Annotated in this window: 15 protein-coding genes; 8 read left to right on the forward strand and 7 right to left on the reverse strand. The window is 66.3% G+C overall.

Going from position 1 to position 15,986, the window contains the following annotated elements; translation table 11 throughout:
• Positions 1–2 precede the first annotated feature (2 nt).
• Positions 3–560, forward strand: a complete 558-nt coding sequence (locus tag MG068_RS19395; RefSeq protein WP_005411341.1) for a MarR family winged helix-turn-helix transcriptional regulator — start codon at positions 3–5, stop codon at positions 558–560.
• Between the two features lie 379 nt (positions 561–939).
• Positions 940–1,995 (forward strand): PDDEXK nuclease domain-containing protein, encoded by a 1,056-nt coding sequence (locus tag MG068_RS19400; RefSeq protein ID WP_132810922.1) that lies wholly within the window; start codon positions 940–942, stop codon positions 1,993–1,995.
• 31 nt (positions 1,996–2,026) lie between these two features.
• On the opposite strand, the gene MG068_RS19405 is transcribed toward MG068_RS19400, so the two are convergent.
• The 4 genes from MG068_RS19405 to MG068_RS19420 all read right to left on the reverse strand — a co-directional run bounded on the left by MG068_RS19405 (position 2,027) and on the right by MG068_RS19420 (position 6,610).
• Positions 2,027–3,166, reverse strand: a complete 1,140-nt coding sequence (locus MG068_RS19405; protein WP_132810923.1) for a hypothetical protein — start codon at positions 3,164–3,166, stop codon at positions 2,027–2,029.
• Between the two features lie 262 nt (positions 3,167–3,428).
• The gene (locus MG068_RS19410; RefSeq protein WP_132810924.1) at positions 3,429–4,034 is read right to left on the reverse strand and encodes a thioredoxin family protein; all 606 of its coding nucleotides are present in this window, start codon (positions 4,032–4,034) and stop codon (positions 3,429–3,431) included.
• 19 nt (positions 4,035–4,053) lie between these two features.
• Entirely contained in the window at positions 4,054–5,553 is a 1,500-nt protein-coding gene (locus tag MG068_RS19415; protein WP_005411345.1) for a peptide MFS transporter, read from the reverse strand.
• Between the two features lie 181 nt (positions 5,554–5,734).
• Positions 5,735–6,610, reverse strand: a complete 876-nt coding sequence (locus MG068_RS19420; RefSeq protein WP_071227676.1) for a tryptophan 2,3-dioxygenase — start codon at positions 6,608–6,610, stop codon at positions 5,735–5,737.
• 335 nt (positions 6,611–6,945) lie between these two features.
• On the opposite strand from MG068_RS19420, the gene pdhA reads away from it, so the two are divergent.
• The 5 genes from pdhA to MG068_RS19445 all read left to right on the forward strand — a co-directional run bounded on the left by pdhA (position 6,946) and on the right by MG068_RS19445 (position 12,084).
• Positions 6,946–8,028 (forward strand): pyruvate dehydrogenase (acetyl-transferring) E1 component subunit alpha, encoded by a 1,083-nt coding sequence (pdhA, locus tag MG068_RS19425; RefSeq protein ID WP_049401686.1) that lies wholly within the window; start codon positions 6,946–6,948, stop codon positions 8,026–8,028.
• Complete coding sequence (locus MG068_RS19430; protein ID WP_049468055.1) at positions 8,021–9,088, forward strand: alpha-ketoacid dehydrogenase subunit beta; 1,068 nt, start codon at positions 8,021–8,023, stop codon at positions 9,086–9,088. Before pdhA ends, MG068_RS19430 begins: the two co-directional genes overlap by 8 nt.
• Before the next feature lies 1 nt (position 9,089).
• Positions 9,090–9,443 (forward strand): SH3 domain-containing protein, encoded by a 354-nt coding sequence (locus tag MG068_RS19435; protein ID WP_005411349.1) that lies wholly within the window; start codon positions 9,090–9,092, stop codon positions 9,441–9,443.
• Positions 9,440–10,828: a dihydrolipoamide acetyltransferase family protein gene (locus tag MG068_RS19440; RefSeq protein WP_132810925.1), complete on the forward strand. Its 1,389-nt coding sequence runs from the start codon at positions 9,440–9,442 to the stop codon at positions 10,826–10,828. The genes MG068_RS19435 and MG068_RS19440 overlap by 4 nt, the downstream gene beginning before the upstream one ends.
• Positions 10,829–11,100: 272 nt before the next feature.
• Entirely contained in the window at positions 11,101–12,084 is a 984-nt protein-coding gene (locus MG068_RS19445; protein ID WP_240792097.1) for a hypothetical protein, read from the forward strand.
• Between the two features lie 36 nt (positions 12,085–12,120).
• Here MG068_RS19445 and MG068_RS19450 read toward each other — a convergent pair whose 3' ends face one another.
• From MG068_RS19450 to MG068_RS19460, 3 genes are all read right to left on the reverse strand, one after another.
• The gene (locus MG068_RS19450; RefSeq protein ID WP_088027661.1) at positions 12,121–12,507 is read right to left on the reverse strand and encodes a VOC family protein; all 387 of its coding nucleotides are present in this window, start codon (positions 12,505–12,507) and stop codon (positions 12,121–12,123) included.
• A 324-nt stretch (positions 12,508–12,831) separates the two neighbouring features.
• Positions 12,832–13,539: a helix-turn-helix transcriptional regulator gene (locus tag MG068_RS19455; RefSeq protein WP_132810926.1), complete on the reverse strand. Its 708-nt coding sequence runs from the start codon at positions 13,537–13,539 to the stop codon at positions 12,832–12,834.
• A complete protein-coding gene (locus tag MG068_RS19460; RefSeq protein WP_180845052.1) occupies positions 13,539–14,174 on the reverse strand; it encodes a Rossmann-fold NAD(P)-binding domain-containing protein in 636 nt (211 codons plus the stop codon). The genes MG068_RS19455 and MG068_RS19460 overlap by 1 nt, the downstream gene beginning before the upstream one ends.
• 105 nt (positions 14,175–14,279) lie before the next feature.
• On the opposite strand from MG068_RS19460, the gene MG068_RS19465 reads away from it, so the two are divergent.
• Positions 14,280–15,818, forward strand: coding sequence for a GGDEF domain-containing protein (locus tag MG068_RS19465; RefSeq protein ID WP_014038768.1), 1,539 nt, complete (start codon positions 14,280–14,282; stop codon positions 15,816–15,818).
• Positions 15,819–15,986: the final 168 nt, after the last annotated feature.

The following is a 15,986-nucleotide window of genomic DNA, read 5'->3' on the forward strand; positions in this document are numbered from 1 at the left end:
GAATGCAGGGTCTGGACCTACCCCTTATAGTTACACTTGAAACCACCAGCAAGGTGCACCGCAACATGAGCCCCGCCGATCCCGTTTCGACCCGCCTGCGTTCCTCGCACGTCCTGCTCGACCTGGAACAGTTCCTGCCGTACCGGCTGAGCGTGCTGTCCAACCGGGTCAGCGGCAACATCGCCAAGTTATACGGCGATCGTTACGGTCTGGCGATCCCCGAGTGGCGGGTGATCACCATCCTGGCGCTGTACCCGGGCTCCTCGGCCAGCGAGGTCTCCGACCGCACGGCGATGGACAAGGTGGCGGTCAGCCGTGCCGTGGCCCGCCTGCTGGAGCGCGGCTTCATCAAGCGCGAGACCCACGGCGACGACCGCCGCCGCTCGGTGCTGGCGCTGTCGGCGGCCGGCTTCGAGGTCTACGAGACCATCGCGCCGATGGTGATCGAAATCACCCGCAAGCTGATGTCGGTGCTGAGCGAAGAGGAAGAGCAGGTGCTGGAGAAGCTGATCCTGCGCCTGGCCGGCGAAGGCCTGGAGCGGATGGGCGAAGGCGTCTGAAAGAAAAAGGGGACGGAGGGGATTAAGTCGTTTTGGGCCCCAAGTCGCGGGTGCCGACCCCGGCCGGTAGCGGAACAGTGGCTGGGCGATTGTCGTCCGCCCCCTTTGATCTGACGGGACCCGCTTCTTGGCGGACTGCGGACCGACCGCGAACGATGCCATCGGACGCATTCACCTTCCGCAGATCCCGTCCTGAAGTGTCGCCCTCGCCCAGCAGCATTTCCGCATTGGCCCGATACGGTCCGTTTCCGCCAGGCTGGTGTATCGAAACGGGCTGATCCAGTGAATTCTCCTATTGGACTGCTCACGTGTGCGGCCTGACGGTAAACGTTCAACGGGCATCAGCCCGGCCACGGATCCACATCGGACGGGCCCCCTCATGGATGACTCGCATTCAACGCTGCCGCATGGCCAGGAATTGCTGGCCGATCTCAGAGAGCTGATCTGCGCGGCGCGCAACAGGATGCACAGAACCATCAACAGCGAGCTCACGCTGTTGTACTGGCGGATCGGGCGGCGCATCCACGCTGATCAGTTGAGGGGCCGACGGGCCCTCTACGGAGAGCTTGTCTTCACCCGGATAGCCAAGGCGCTGACGACCGAATTCGGTACCTCCTTCGGTGAAAAGAGCCTGCGCCGGATGGTGCAGTTCTCCACCGCATTTGCGGACGAGCAGATTGTCGTATCGCTGATACGACAATTGAGCTGGACCCACTTCATCGCACTGATCCCCCTGGCGGATCCGCTCAAGCGTGACTTCTATGCGCAGATGGCCGCCACCGAGGGCTGGAGTGTGCGCATGCTGCGCCAGCGCATCGATTCGATGTTGTACGAGCGCACGGCGCTTTCCAGTCAACCCGAGCAGACCATCGCCGATGAGTTGGCGGCACTGCGTGGCAACCAGCAGCTGTCTCCAGGGCTGGTACTGCGTGATCCCTACGTACTGGACTTTCTTGGCCTGAAGGACAGCTGGGACGAGCAGGACCTTGAAAGCGCGATCCTTCGCGAGATGCAGAGCTTCCTGCTCGAACTTGGCACGGGCTTCAGTTTCGTCGCCCGCCAGAAGCGCATCCAGATCGACGGCGATGACTTCCACCTGGACCTGCTGTTCTACAACCGGCGTCTGCGCAGGCTGATCGCCATCGAGCTGAAGATCGGCGAGTTCAAGCCCGCCTATAAAGGGCAGATGGAACTCTACCTGCGCTGGCTGGACCGCTACGAACGTGAGGACGGCGAGCAGGCGCCGTTGGGCATCATCCTCTGCACGGGGAAAAAGGCGGGTCAGATCGAATTGCTGGAGCTGGATCGCTCAGGCATCCATGTTGCGGAATACCTGACCACGCTGCCCTCTCGTGAGGTCCTCAAGCAAAGACTGCAGACCGCCATGGAGCGGGCCCGGCAAAAGCTGCAGACCGCGGCACCCGGCCCCCTGTAGATCCACGCCGCGCGTGGATGGCGCTCATGCTTCAGCTCAGATGCTTGCGCCGCGCATGGATCCACGGCACCGCCAGCGCCGCGATGGCCCCCGCGGCGAAGCCGAGCGAGGCGGCAACCGTGGCCGCTTCGACCGCGCCCGGCAGCGCCAGCGCGGCAGCCACCAACAGCAGCGACGGCAGGCCGACGAAGGTGCCCAGGAAGAAATGCCAACGCGGTGACCAGGTATTGAGCTGCAGCAGGCTGACCGGTTGCCAGGCTTCCGAGGCAGCGTCCTCGGCGATCTTCGCCACCGCCTTGGCCTGGTCCACCTCCGGCACCGCACGCCCCTGCCGTGCAGTCGCCAGCAGTTCGGCCACCGCCTCCACCGGCGGGAAACTGGACGGCCACGCAACCGGCGCCGGCACGCCGTAGGCGGTCAGCAGCGGCACGCTCAGCCACGGCGCCACCAGTGGGCGCATGCGGCGACGGCCATGCACGCACCAGATCTGCGGCTGGCCGTGCGCGGTGACGCTGTACAGCGCCAGTTCGTTGGCCGGTGGATAGCCGAGCATGGTCACCCGCGCGGCCAGGCTGTCCTGGCCCATCGCGCGCAGGAAGCCAGGACGGCTGCGCCCTTCCTGCATCCACGCCAGACCGAGTGCACCCACCAGATAGGCCTCCGCCACGTCCTTGCTGCCGGCGCTGGCGCGCTCGTCGCTGGCCAGGTACCAGGCCAGCGACTTTGGTTCAGAGACGTCCTCCAGGCCCCAGCGGCTGTCGTCCCCCAGCACATGGCGCACCGGCAGGCGTGCGGGCGCGGTTTCGCCGCGTTCGCCCGGCTGCAGGAACGGCAGTACGCCCTGGATGAACGTGGACAGTTCGATGGCCCGCACGCCATGGCCCTGCCATTCCGGCGGCAGCAGCCCGGCCAGCTGGCCGTCGGCGGCCAATGCATCGAGCCGTGACTTCTGCTCGACCAGTTTCTGCACCGCCCCCTTCAGCACCACGTTGTCGGGCAGCGCGATCTGCGGCAGGCGGTGACGCGGCGGTGCCAGTTCAGCGGTGTCCTCGCCGGTACCGGCGTCATCCAGCAACGCCTCCTGCGGCGGTAGGGTCACGCCCTCGCCTGCCCCAGCCTCGGCCAGGTCGCTGGCAGGTTCGGGCAGTCGTTCGGCGTGGTCGCTGTGCATGGGCGTTCCGGAAGGTTGCATCGACGGGATGTCGACTGAGGTCCTTGCCGGTAACGGCGAGCGCGTTGCGATATTGAGATGCCGATTCCGGGAATGTGACCGCAACCACAGTAGATCCACGCCATGCGTGGATGCACTTCTGTGCCGACCAACGGTCGGCACCCACCGGAGATGGCCGTCAGCGGTCGGCATCCACCGGGGTTGGCGGTCAGCGGTCGGCACCCACCCCCCCCCCCCTGCCGGCCAGCGGCCGGCACTACCCCTATTCCGGTTTGTCAGGTGCCCATTGTTTCAGGAACGCGCTCACCCGTGCCGGCTGGAAGGCTTCGCCCCTGCGCAGTTCGACGGTGGGCTGCGACACCAGCAGTCCGCCATCGGCATCGAGTACCAGCAGGTACGGGTAGTCGCGTTCCATCATCGGGAACTGGGCGAAGAAAGCGGTGTTGGGCTGTTCGTCGCTGGCGTTGACCTTCACCCACACGTAGTGGGCATCGCGGAAGCGGCGCAGGTCGCCGTTGCCTTCCACCACCTCGTCCAGCGCCCGGCAGCGCTCACAGGCGGCGTTGCCGACCTCCAGCAGGATGCGCTTCTTGCCCCGCTGGGCTTCCACCTTGGCGGTGGCCAGATCATCGGCGGGGTTGCGGGCCGGGTCGAACTGAGCGCCGAGGCCGGCGATGGCGGCGATGTCTGCCGCCACCGGGGTGTTGCCCGAGGCCACCGGTTCGCTGGGGTCAGCGACCGGTGGCTCGGTGGGTCGGGTATCCAGGGGCTGCGTGGGCTCGGCGGTGGCAGGCGGTTGCGGTTGGGAACAGGCGCCGATCAGCGCCGCACAGACCACCACTACCGCAGTACCGAGCTTGCTACGCATGCCTTCTACCCTCTCATCATCATTTGACGCCGTGCATCAGCTTGTTGATCAGCGGGGCGATCAGGAACAGCACCACGCCGGAGCCGATCAGGGCCCAGAACCCGAAGGTATACCCCTTCAGGGCCGACTCGACCGTCATGCCGCCTTCACCACTGACCACGCCAGCGAAGATGCCCGACAGGTTGTTGCCGATGCCGGTGGACAGGAACCAGCCGCCCATGCCGAAGCCGACCAGGCGCACCGGGGCCAGCTTGGTCACCATCGACAGGCCGATCGGCGACAGGCACAGCTCACCCACCGACTGGATGACGTAGACCATGAACAGGGTCCAGAACGGGATCTTGCCGTCCACGACCATCTGCGACAGGGCGAACATCAGCAGCGCGAAGGCGGCGCCGTTGAACAGCAGGCCCAGGCCGAACTTGCGCGGGATGGACGGATTGGCGCGGCCCATGGCCACCCAGATCCAGGCAATCACCGGGGCCAGGGTGATGATCGCCACCGAGTTGACCGACTGGAACCACGCGGTCGGGAAGGTCCAGTCACCGAACTGGCGGTTGACGATGTTCTCGGCCAGGAAGGTGAACGAGCTGCCGGCCTGTTCGAAGAACATCCAGAACATCACGTTGAAGGCGAAGATGATCAGCATGGCGATCACGCGGTCGCGCTGCACCTTGCCTTCGCGGATGCCCTCGACCAGCAGCAGGACGGCCAGCGCGGTGAACATCGCACCCAGGATCCAGGCCAGCGCGGTGGCGCCGGTGGCCAGCAGGAAGTACGCGACCGGGATGGCGACCACGGCACCGGCCAGCACCATGATGATGCGGCCGAAGCCTTCAGCGCCGGCCGGCGGTGCACCGATGCCCTTCAGGCCGGCACGACCGATGTAGAACCACACCAGCGAGATCAGCATGCCCACGCCCGAGGCGATGAACACGACCTTGTAGGAGGGCATCGCGTCGGTACCGAAGACCTTGCGGGCCAGGTACTCGGTCAGCACCGGGGCGATCATCGCGCCGATGTTGATGCCCATGTAGAAGATGGTGAAGCCCGAGTCGCGGCGCTCATCCTTCAGGCCGTACAGCTTGCCGACCATGGTCGAGATGTTGGGCTTGAACAGGCCGTTGCCGACGATGATCGTGGCCAGGCCGAGCTTGAAGATGTGCTCCTGCGGCAGCGAGATCATGAACAGGCCGGCGGCCATGATGATCGCGCCGGTCAGGATCGATCGCTGGTAACCCAGTACCCGGTCGGCCACGTAGCCACCGAAGATCGCTGCGGCATACACCAGAGCCAAGTAGGCGCCGTAGATGCGGCTGGCGTCGCCTTCACCGGCAGCGCTGCCGTTGTAGAACTGGGCGACGATGTACAGCACCAAGGCCCAGCGGATGCCATAGAACGCAAAGCGCTCCCAGAACTCGGTCATGAACAGCATCCACAACGGGCGCGGGTGGCCCAGCGTGGTCTTGAAGTCCGGCAGCGCCGGCTCTGGGGTGTTCGCAGTGGCGTTTACGCTCATGCGGATTTCCTGGTTCGGTGGATGACGAGCACGTCCGATGTGCAGTTGGAGCAACGCGCGAGGATCACCGACTTCTGGCGTTCACGTCAAATACACGCCGTTTGAGGCAGGTGCCAGCCTGCTCCCTGAACTTGCATCTGAAACGATCCAGCCGCCGGCCGGGATCCAAGCTGAATACGGATCAACCCTGTTCTGCCGGGGGCCCGGCCTGCAGGCTGGTCCGCACTTGGAACAGTTCGGGGAAGAAGGTCAGTTCCAGCGCCTTGGCCAGGAAGCCCACGCCGGACGAGCCGCCCGTGCCGCGCTTGAAGCCGATCACCCGCATCACGGTGCGCATGTGTCGGAATCGCCACAGCTGGAACGCGGTCTCCAGGTCCACCAGGTCCTCGCACAGCGAATACTCGCGCCAGTAGCGATCGGTGTCCTGGTAGATGCGTTCGAAGACCGGCTGCAGTGCGTCATCGGCCACATGCGGCTGGGTCCAGTCGTGGGCCTCGTACACCGCCGGGACGGCGTGGCCGAAGCGGGCCAGGTATTTCAGGAATTCCTCGTACAGGCTGGGCGCCTCCAGCACGGTGCGCAGCTGCGCCTGGCCGGCCGGGTCGTGCTCGAACACCTGCAGCATCTGCGCGTTCTTGTTGCCCAGCAGGAACTCGATGTAGCGGTACTGCAGCGACTGGAAGCCCGACGACGGGCCCAGCACGTCGCGGAAGCCCATGTACTCGGACGGGGTCAGCGTTTCCAGCACCGACCACTGCTCGGTCAGCTGGCGCAGCACCTGCTTGCTGCGCGCCAGCACCTTGCGGCACTGCCAGACTTCATCGCGCTGCAGGAAGCCGATTGCGGCACGCAGCTCATGGCCCAGCAGCTTCAGCCACAGCTCCGAGGTCTGGTGCTGGATGATGAAGAGCATCTCGTCGTGGTGCGGCGGGTTGGACAGCGGCTGCTGCGCGCTGAGCAGCTGGTCCAGCCGCAGGTAGCCGCCATAGGTCAGGCGTCCCTGCAGGTCGGTGTGGATGCCGGCTTCGAGATCGCGTTGGTTGTTGTCGACGGACATGGGCGGGACCAGATCGGGGGCGGCAAGGGTAGCGCGTTGCCGCCGCGCTGGCAGCCGCCGGGTCCATACCGGGGCGTGCGGTTGGTCGTGGAGCATCGGCTGATGCCGGGGCTGCGCGTGGAACCGTCCGCGCCGTTGTACTGGCGGTCAGCCAGAGGCGTATTCTGATGCTTTGCAGCAACGACTGAATACGTTGTTGTTATTGGCCCCCCACCCGCCGGCAGGGGTAAAACGGGGAATCGCCGTGTTGCGGCGCAGGAAGGCTATTCCGTACGCGTTCCTTAACATGGCGATTCATATCATTTGTAACTTCTCTGTCGAAGGTGCAGTACGCAATGACGGTTGCCGCTGAATTCAAGATCGAATACCTGCAGTACCTGGATACGGACGGCACGCTCGTCCGCGATGACCTGCCCGCGTCGCTGCGCGACCCCAAGGTCCTGGTACCGCTGTTCAAGCAGATGCTGTTCGTACGCACGTTCGACAGCAAATCCATCGCGCTGCAGCGCACCGGCAAGCTCGGCACCTATGCCGCCTGCCTGGGCCATGAAGCCGCGCACGTGGGCATCGGTGCCGCCATGCAGAAGGACGACGTGTTCGCACCGTCCTACCGCGAGTATGGCGCGATGTTCATGCGCGGCGTGCGCCCGCACGACGTGCTGATGTACTGGGGCGGCGACGAACGCGGCAACGACTACGGCGGCAACGCGGCCAAGGACTTCCCGTTCTGCGTGCCGATTTCCACCCAGTGCCTGCATGCCGCAGGCGCCGCGCTGAAGTTCAAGCTCAACAAGGAACCGCAGATCGCGGTGGCCGTGTGTGGCGACGGCGGCAGCTCCAAGACCGACTTCTACGCGGCACTGAATTCGGCCGGCGCCTACAAGCTGCCGCTGATCCTGTGCATCGTCAACAACGGCTGGGCCATCTCGGTCCCGCGTTCGGCCCAGACCGGCGCCGAGACGCTGGCGCAGAAGGGCCTGGCCGGCGGCCTGCACTGCCTGCAGGTGGACGGCAACGATCTGATCGCAGTGCTGGCGGCCATGGAGCAGGCGCGCGAACGTGCGCTGGCCGGCGACGGTGGCACCGTGCTGGAACTGATGACCTACCGCCTGTCCGACCACACCACCGCCGATGACGCGCGCCGCTACCGCGACGACGCCGAAGTGAAGGATGCCTGGCAGCGCGAGCCGATGCTGCGCCTGCGCAAGTACCTGATCAACGCCGGTGTGTGGAGCGAAGAAGAGGAAACCGCCTGGGTCGCCGAGTGCGGCACGCGCGTGGACGAGGAAGTGAACCTGTACCTCAACACGCCGGTGCAGCCGGTCGAGGCGATGTTCGATTTCCTCTACGCCGATCCGCCGCCGGACCTGCTGGCCCAGCGTGCCCAGGCGATCGCCCTGGAGAAGCGCCATGGATGAGATCAAGAACAACGCGCCCGGCGCGCACACCAACGCCGCCGACAGCGCTGCTGTCGCGCGCGGAGATGACAGCATGACCACCACCCCGATCACCCTCATCGAAGCCATCACCCAGGCGCTGGCCTGGGAGCTGGAACATGACCCGTCGGTGCTGGTGCTGGGCGAAGACGTGGGCGTCAACGGCGGCGTGTTCCGCGCCACCGCCGGTCTGCAGCAGCGCTTCGGCTCGGACCGCATCCTCGACACCCCGCTGGACGAGACCACCATCGCCGGCCTGACCATCGGCCTGGCCGCACAGGGCATGAAGCCGGTGGCCGAAGCCCAGTTCGACGGCTTCATGTACCCGATGGTCGACCATATCGTCTGCCACGCCGCACGCCTGCGTTACCGCACGCGTGGCCGCCTGCACTGCCCGATGGTGCTGCGCGTGCCGTGGGGTGGTGGCATCCGCGCACCGGAACACCACAGCGAAGCCAACGAGGCGATCTTCACCAACGTGCCGGGCCTGCGCGTGGTGCTGCCGTCGTCGCCGCAGCGCGCCTACGGCCTGCTGCTGGCCGCGATCCGCGAGCCGGATCCGGTGATCTACATGGAGCCCAAGCGCATCTACCGCCAGTACAAGGAAGTGGTCGTCAACGACGGCGAAGCCTTGCCGCTGGACGTCTGCTTCGTGCTGCGCGACGGCACCGACGTGACCCTGGTGACCTGGGGCGCGCAGGTGAAGGAAGCGCTGGAAGCGGCCGACAAGCTGGCCGGTGAAGGCATCAGTGCCGAAGTCATCGACGTGGCCACGCTGCGTCCGCTGGACTTCGCCACCATCGCCGAATCGGTGGCCAAGACCGGCCGCTGCGTGATCGTGCAGGAGGCCCCGAAGACCGCGGGCTTCGGCGCCGAAATCGCTGCGCGCCTGGCCGAGGAATCGATCTACGACCTGCTGGCCCCGGTCGAGCGCGTTACTGGCTACGACACCCACATTCCGCTGTTCCGCCTGGAAATGAAGTACCTGCCGAGCGTTGAGCGGATCGTGGCTGCGGCCAAGCGCGCGGTGGCGGCCGGCTGACATGCGGGCCCGCCTTCTGGGGGCTTACCGCAGCCAGTATCCCAACCCGCTCCGGTTCCACACCGGCCAGATCGTCGAAGTAGGTGTCCGTGACGAGGAATGGCCGGCGTTTGCCTGGGTACGCACCAACGATGGGCGCGCTGGATGGGCGCCCATCGCCTGGTTGCAGCTGCTGGACGAGGGTCGCGCCGAAGCGCTGTGCGACTACGACGCCCGCGAGCTGGATGTGGAAAGCGGCGAGATGGTGAAGCTTCATCACGAACACGGCGGGTGGTGGTGGTCCGAGCGCGCCAATGGCGCGACGGGTTGGCTGCCGGCCCGCGAACTGGAACTGCTGGAAGAGAACTGCAAATGAGCCAGACCAAGAACTTCAACCTGCCCGATCTGGGCGAAGGCCTGCCGGACGCGACCATCGTCGAGTGGTTCGTCAAGGAAGGCGATGTGATCAAGCTGGACGAGCCGCTGGTCTCGATGGAGACCGCCAAGGCCGTCGTCGAGGTGCCGTCGCCGTTCTCCGGCAAGGTGCTGAAGCTGTCCGGCGCCGCCGGCGATATCATCCCGACCGGTTCGGTGCTGGCCAGCTTCGAGCTGGACCCGAACCTGCCGCAGCGCGCCGATGGCCAGGACACCGGCCACAGCCACGGCCATGCCGCACCTGCCGCGGCACCGACCCCGCCGCCGCTGCCGGCCGCTGCCGCACCGGTGGCCGCCGAAGCCGCCAAGCCCGCCGCCGCCGAGCGTGATGACGCCGGTACCGTGGTCGGCGCCATGCAGAGTTCCAACGCCGTGCACGCCGAGCAGGCGCTCGCCGTCGGTGGCGTCAAGGCCGTGCCGGCCGTGCGTGCGATGGCGCGCAAGCTGGGCGTCGATCTGAGCCGCGTGGCCGCTACCGGCACCGATGGCGCGGTGACCATGGCCGACGTCAAGCAGGCCGCCGCCAACGGCACCGCCAAGATCGGCGCCGCTCCGGCCCCGGCCGCTGCTGCCGCCTATGCCGCGCCGGCCCCGGCGCAGGTGTCTGCCCCGGTGCAGAGCGAAGCCCGCACCCCGCTGTCCGCCGCCGGCAAGCCGATGCGCACCCAGCCGCCGGGCGTGGTCGCCAAGGGTCAGCCGGAACCGCTGAAGGGCGTTCGCCGCAACATGGCGCGCGTGATGGCCGATGCGCACAGCAAGGTCGTGCCGACCACGCTGAACGACGACGCCGACATCCACGCCTGGCTGCCGGGCAACGACGTCACCGCGCGCCTGGTGCGTTCGATCGTGGTCGCCGCACAGAAGGTGCCGGCGATGAACGCCTGGTTCGACGGTGAAGCGCTGACCCGCACCCTGCACGCGCAGGTGGACATCGGCATCGCCGTGGACACTGACGACGGCCTGTTCGTGCCGGCGCTGCGCAACGCCGACATGCTCGACGCACGCGGCATCCGTGAAGGCGTCAACCGCCTGCGCGAGCAGGTCGAATCGCGTTCGATCGCCGCCTCGGAACTGAGCGGCTACACCATCTCGCTGTCCAACTTCGGCATGTTCGCCGGCCGCTACGCGACCCCGGTCGTGGTGCCGCCGTGCGTGGCCATCGTCGGTGCCGGCCGTGCCCGCCACCAGATGACCCCGGTGATGGGCGGCGTGGAAGCGCACAAGGTGATCCCGCTGTCGGTCACCTTCGACCACCGCGCGGCTACCGGTGGCGAAGCCGCCCGCTTCCTGCGCGCGATGATGGACGATTTGGCGCTGGCCAGCTGATCGGCCACCTTATCGGTGGGTGCCGACCTTGGTTGGCACATGAAACTGATTGGTGGGTGCCAACCTTGGTTAGCACATGAAGTGGAGAAACGCCGGGCACTGCCCGGCGTTTTTTTGTGCCTGCTCCGTCGTGCCCCATCTACACATGGACGTGGATCTACTGGGCTCTCCGACGGTCGGGCGAGAGCGCAAGGGAGCATTTTGAGAATAGTTGCATGGATTCCCAAGAGTAGCTCGATAGCATTGAGCCTCTCTGCAGACGTCGAATTTCCATGTTCGAGACACCACCCACACTCGAAGAATTCCTGAAGGCGGGCGATGATTTTTTCCGCGCCTCTCCATTCTTCTTACGGTTGACGAGGGATGAGGATCCGTCGGACGCGAACTGGGTCCTCAGCATCATCTTCCTGCGCTGGCTCGCTCGAAATCGCGCGTTCCTCGACGCATCGGTCGGCTCTACGGTGGCCGCCGCACCCTCGCCGGCAGATACCTTGGCATGCATCGAAGCTGCCTTCCAGGACGAAATCCCCGGCGCTGCATTCGACCCGGAATTGCTGGAGTTCACCGTTCGCTACTTCTGCATGGCCGCACCCTACTTGTCGGACGTCTTCTCATTGTTCCCTCAAGACGCCATGCCCTCGCCGGACGTCATGTGGGACAAGCAGGATCAGGTGTACGCAATTATCGACTCCCGTCTGCAGTCATGGCGCAACGGCGAGTCCATCGTCCGGGCGATCATCCCCAATGCCGATCAACAAGGACACGCCGAGCCGGCTACGCCGCTGGACGCTGACGTCTGGATTACGATGCTCGCAACGCTATCGGATGCTGCGGTCACCCACGAAGGTGACCGTGCATACGCCAACCACTTCTACAGGCCACTGACAAAACCACCGTCAGTAGAAGTCGTCCTTGCGGTCATGAGGGAATTCCTCCGGAACCCGCCACATGACGCGTCGATCATGTGTGCAGCAGAGAACTTCCTGTCGGATATTCCGCTCTCCCGCTACATCAAAGCGTATTCCATCCTCGCACCCGACCTATTGGACGTCTCTTCAGATGCTGCGCTCAATCTCTTCAACTATCCGGGCAGTGAATTAACGCCACGCCAGGTCCGACAGTTCATCAAAGAGCTCAGGCGATGCAATCCAGGCCGCGACGTGGTCGCAGAGCTGGCCCAGCTGGCCGTTGAATGGGATTCGGAAGACGACGAGATATTCTCAATCGTCGTCGACGCAGCACAGAAGCAAGGGTAGGTCCAGGAGCCAGCAAGTGCCGGCCCCCTCCCTTGATCAGTTCCGCGCGACCATGCCCTCGGCACGGCTGTACACACGCAGACGGTGGCCATCCGGGTCTGCCCCGACAAAAGTGTGGCCGAATTCCAAGGTCACCGGCGCCTGCAGGATCTGCACGCCGAGTGCGTGCCACGCATCGTGCATCTGCTGCACGGCCTCCGGGTTGGCGACCACCATCGCCAGTTCGGCGGCACCGGCCTGTGCGGATACCGGTGGCTGCACGTCATCGCGTTGCCACAGGCCCAGTGCGGCGCCATCGCCGAGCAGGAACAGGGCGAAACCGGGCGACTGCTCGACCGGTGGCTTGCCGAGAATGCCGCTGTAGAACGTGGCGCTGGTGGCGACGTCGCGCACGTACTGCAGCAGGGTGCTGGGCGTGAACATGGGGAAGCTCCGTTGTTGGGAGCAATCATGGTGGTACGGCCCTGCTGACAGATTCTGTCAGTAGCGTCGAGCGTGCTCGACCGCTGTTGCCCTTGCCCTGGTAGAGGTCGAGCTTGCTCGACTGCTGTTGCCGTTGCTCTGGTAGATGTCGAGCTTGCTCGACTGCTGTTGCCGTTGCTCTGGTAGATGTCGAGCTTGCTCGACTGCTGTTCGCGAAGATCAAAGGCGGTCGAGCAAGCTCGACCTCTACCAGGAGCGAAGAGCGAAGGCCCCCTCCCCCAGAAGCAGGAAGCGAAGCCCGAAAGCAGTCGAGCAAGCTCGACCCTACGAACGGTCCAGCCAGTCCGGTGCGATGCCCTGTGCCTTCTGCCAGCGCCGCAGCAGGGTGGCGCGCGGCACGAGGTAGCGATCCTCCAGCACGCGCATCTGGCGGATGCGGTCCAGCCGGAAATGGCGGAAGTCCTCGCGGCTCTCGCACCACGCCGCCAGCATCGGCACTTCGTCGAAGTAGCCCAGCGCGAACGGCCAGACAATGCGCTCGCTGCGCTGGCCCTGCGCATCCTGGTAGCCGAACTTCAGGCGCCGCTGTGAACCCACAGCCTCACGCACGGCCTGCAGGCGTGCCGCCGGCATCTTGGCCGCAGCGCGCGAAGGGCCCACGCGCAGGCCACTGTCACGCAGCGCTTCGCGGCGCGCGGCAGGCAGCACATGCGCGATACGCGCCAGAGCGTCACGTGCGGCCTCGGCCAACGCTGGCTCGGTGCGCGCCGCAACCCAGCGCAGGCCCAGCACCAATGCATCGATCTCCGCGGGTGGCAGGGTCATCGGCGGCAGGGTATCGCTCGGTGCCAGCTGGTAGCCGACGCCAGCCTCACCCCGCAGGTCAGCCCCCTGTTCGCGTAGCGTCTCGATATCGCGGTACAGCGTGCGCAAGCTGATGCCGAGCGCTTCGGCCAGCACCTGCCCGGACACCGGGCGTCGATGGCGGCGCAGCAGCTGTTGAAGCTGGGTCAGGCGCAGCGCACGCGACATCAGCCGACCAGCGCGCTCGATGCCACCACATGCTCACCCGGTTGCGGGGCCAGCGCAGCCTCGACCAGTGCCTTGGCGATTTCGCTGGCCGGGTTGATCCGCCACGCCCGTGGCAACACCGGCCCCAGCGCGCCGAGCACCGTCAGGGCCAGGCGCTCGCCACGTCGCACCTCGGTGCGCTCGCCGCCGATCAGCCCGGGGCGGACCAAGGTCAACGAGTTGAAGCCCAGCGCGCGCAGGTCACGCTCCAGCTCACCCTTCACCCGGCTGTAGAAGATCGACGACTGTGGGTTGGCACCGGCTGCGGAATTCAGCACATAGGTCTGCGCACCTTGCGCCTGCGCCAGCCGGGCGAACGCCAGCGGGTAGTCATGATCGATGCGATGGAAGGCCTCACGGCTGCCGGCCTGGGCGATGGTGCTGCCGAGCGCACAGATGACCGCGTCCACGCGTGCCCACTCGGGCGCGCCAGGCAACGCATCGAAGGCCAGCACTGGATTCTCCAGCTTGGCGTAGGCCACAGCCAACGGGCGGCGGGTCGGCGCGATCACGGCGCTGCAGCGCGGGTCGTCCAGCAGCCTGGACAGGGTCAGCCCACCGACCAGCCCGGTCGCCCCCAGCAACATCACGCGCATCACCACCTCCACTGCGGCATCCTGTCGCCCATCCTAGCCGTTCAAGCCGTCGGCGGCCGCGCCGATATGCTGGAACCAGTCCCTGCCAGCCCCAGGATTTGCTCCATGACGGACCAGCCCGACCACCGCCCTGCCCCCGGTACCGCCCTTGGGCCACCGGCACGCGTGCGCGCGGTGGTGGACGATGGGCTGGGCGACCGCGTGGTGCTGCAGGGTGGCGGTGGCGTGGCCCTGCAGCAGCTGTTCGCCGGGGCCGACGCACCGGAGCCGCTGCTGGCCGCGTTCGCCAATGGCATGGCCACCCTGCCCGGCGAACTGGGCGACATGGGCGACCGCCTGCAGTCGGCGCAGGCCAGCGCCGATTGGCCGCGCTATGGGCGCGCGATGCGGCAGCTGATCGACAAGTACATCCGCACCATCGAACAGCATTCGCCGGATGGGCAGCCGGAAAGCCTGCGCCTGTCCGAGCAGCTGCGCCTGCTGCTGGGCGGCGCGGTGGTGGCCCTGCTGCAGCACGATCCGGACCTGCGCGAGCAGGCACAGGCATTGGCCACGCGCCTGCGCCAGTGGCAACCGGGCACGGCACTGGAACCGATCGAACAGGGCGTGCGCGAACTCGGCCACCAGGTCGGCGTGCGTGCCGAGAGCTGGCAGGAGCAGCAGGCGCTGCTGCTTGAGCTGTTCGCGCTGCTGCTGGAGAACGTGAGCGAGCTGCTGGATGACCGCAGCTGGCTGCAGGGCCAGATCGCCGCAGTACGCCAGCTGCTGGACGGGCCGTTGGAAGCTGAGGCGGTCGAGCGCACCCGCGCCGAACTGCGCGAAGTGATCTACAAGCAGGGCCTGCTGCGCCAGGGCATCGACGATTCGAAGGCGGCGATGCGCGGGTTGATGGGCGAGTTCATCGAGCGCATGGATGGCATGGCCACCAGCACCGGCGAATACCACGACCGCATCGGCAGCTACGCACTGCAGCTGCGCGAGGCGCGTAGCATCGCCGACCTCAACCAGTTGCTGCAGGACGTGATGCGCGACACCGGCAAGGTGCAGCAGCAGGCCGCGCAGGCCCGCGATCACCTGGCCAACGCGCGGCAGGAAGTGGAACGTGCAGAGCAACGCATTGCCGAGCTGGAGCAGGAACTGCGCGCCGCCGGTGACCTGGCGCGCATCGATCCACTGACCCAGGCGCTGAACCGCCGTGGCCTGGACGAACTGCTGCAGCGCGAGCTGGCGCGTGCTGCGCGCAACAACTCGCCGCTGGGCGTGGCGGTGATCGACCTGGATGATTTCCACCAGACCAACGATGCACATGGCCATGCCGGTGGCGATGCACTGCTGCAGCACCTGGTGGCCGTCTGCAAGCTGCTGCTGCGCGCCACCGATGGCATCGCGCGGCTGGGTGGCGACGAGTTCGTGCTGGTGCTGCCGGAGACCCAGGGCGCCGACAGCATGGCCACCGTGCAGCGCCTGCAGCGTTCACTGGCACACCGCGTGCTGACCGTGCAGGACCGGCGCGTGCCGGTGCATTTCAGTGCCGGGCTGGCGCAATGGCAGCCCGGCGACGATACCGAGACCCTGCTGCGGCGCGCCGATGACGCGCTGTATGCGGCCAAGCGGCAGGGCAAGAACCGGGTGCAGGCGGGTTGATCGTCCGGCCCACCGCAAACCGCTTCAGTAGGTGCCAACCTTGGTTGGCACGAGCAGAAACAAAGCGCCGACCAAGGTCGGCCTCTACCAACGCAAGGGACAGCGCTTTGGTAGGTGCCAACCTTGGTTGGCTCACGCCGGAACAAAGCGCCGACCAAAGTCGGCCTC

Origin of the sequence: Stenotrophomonas sp. ASS1, from assembly GCF_004346925.1 — a bacterium.
Classification (GTDB): Bacteria; Pseudomonadota; Gammaproteobacteria; order Xanthomonadales; family Xanthomonadaceae; genus Stenotrophomonas; species Stenotrophomonas maltophilia_A.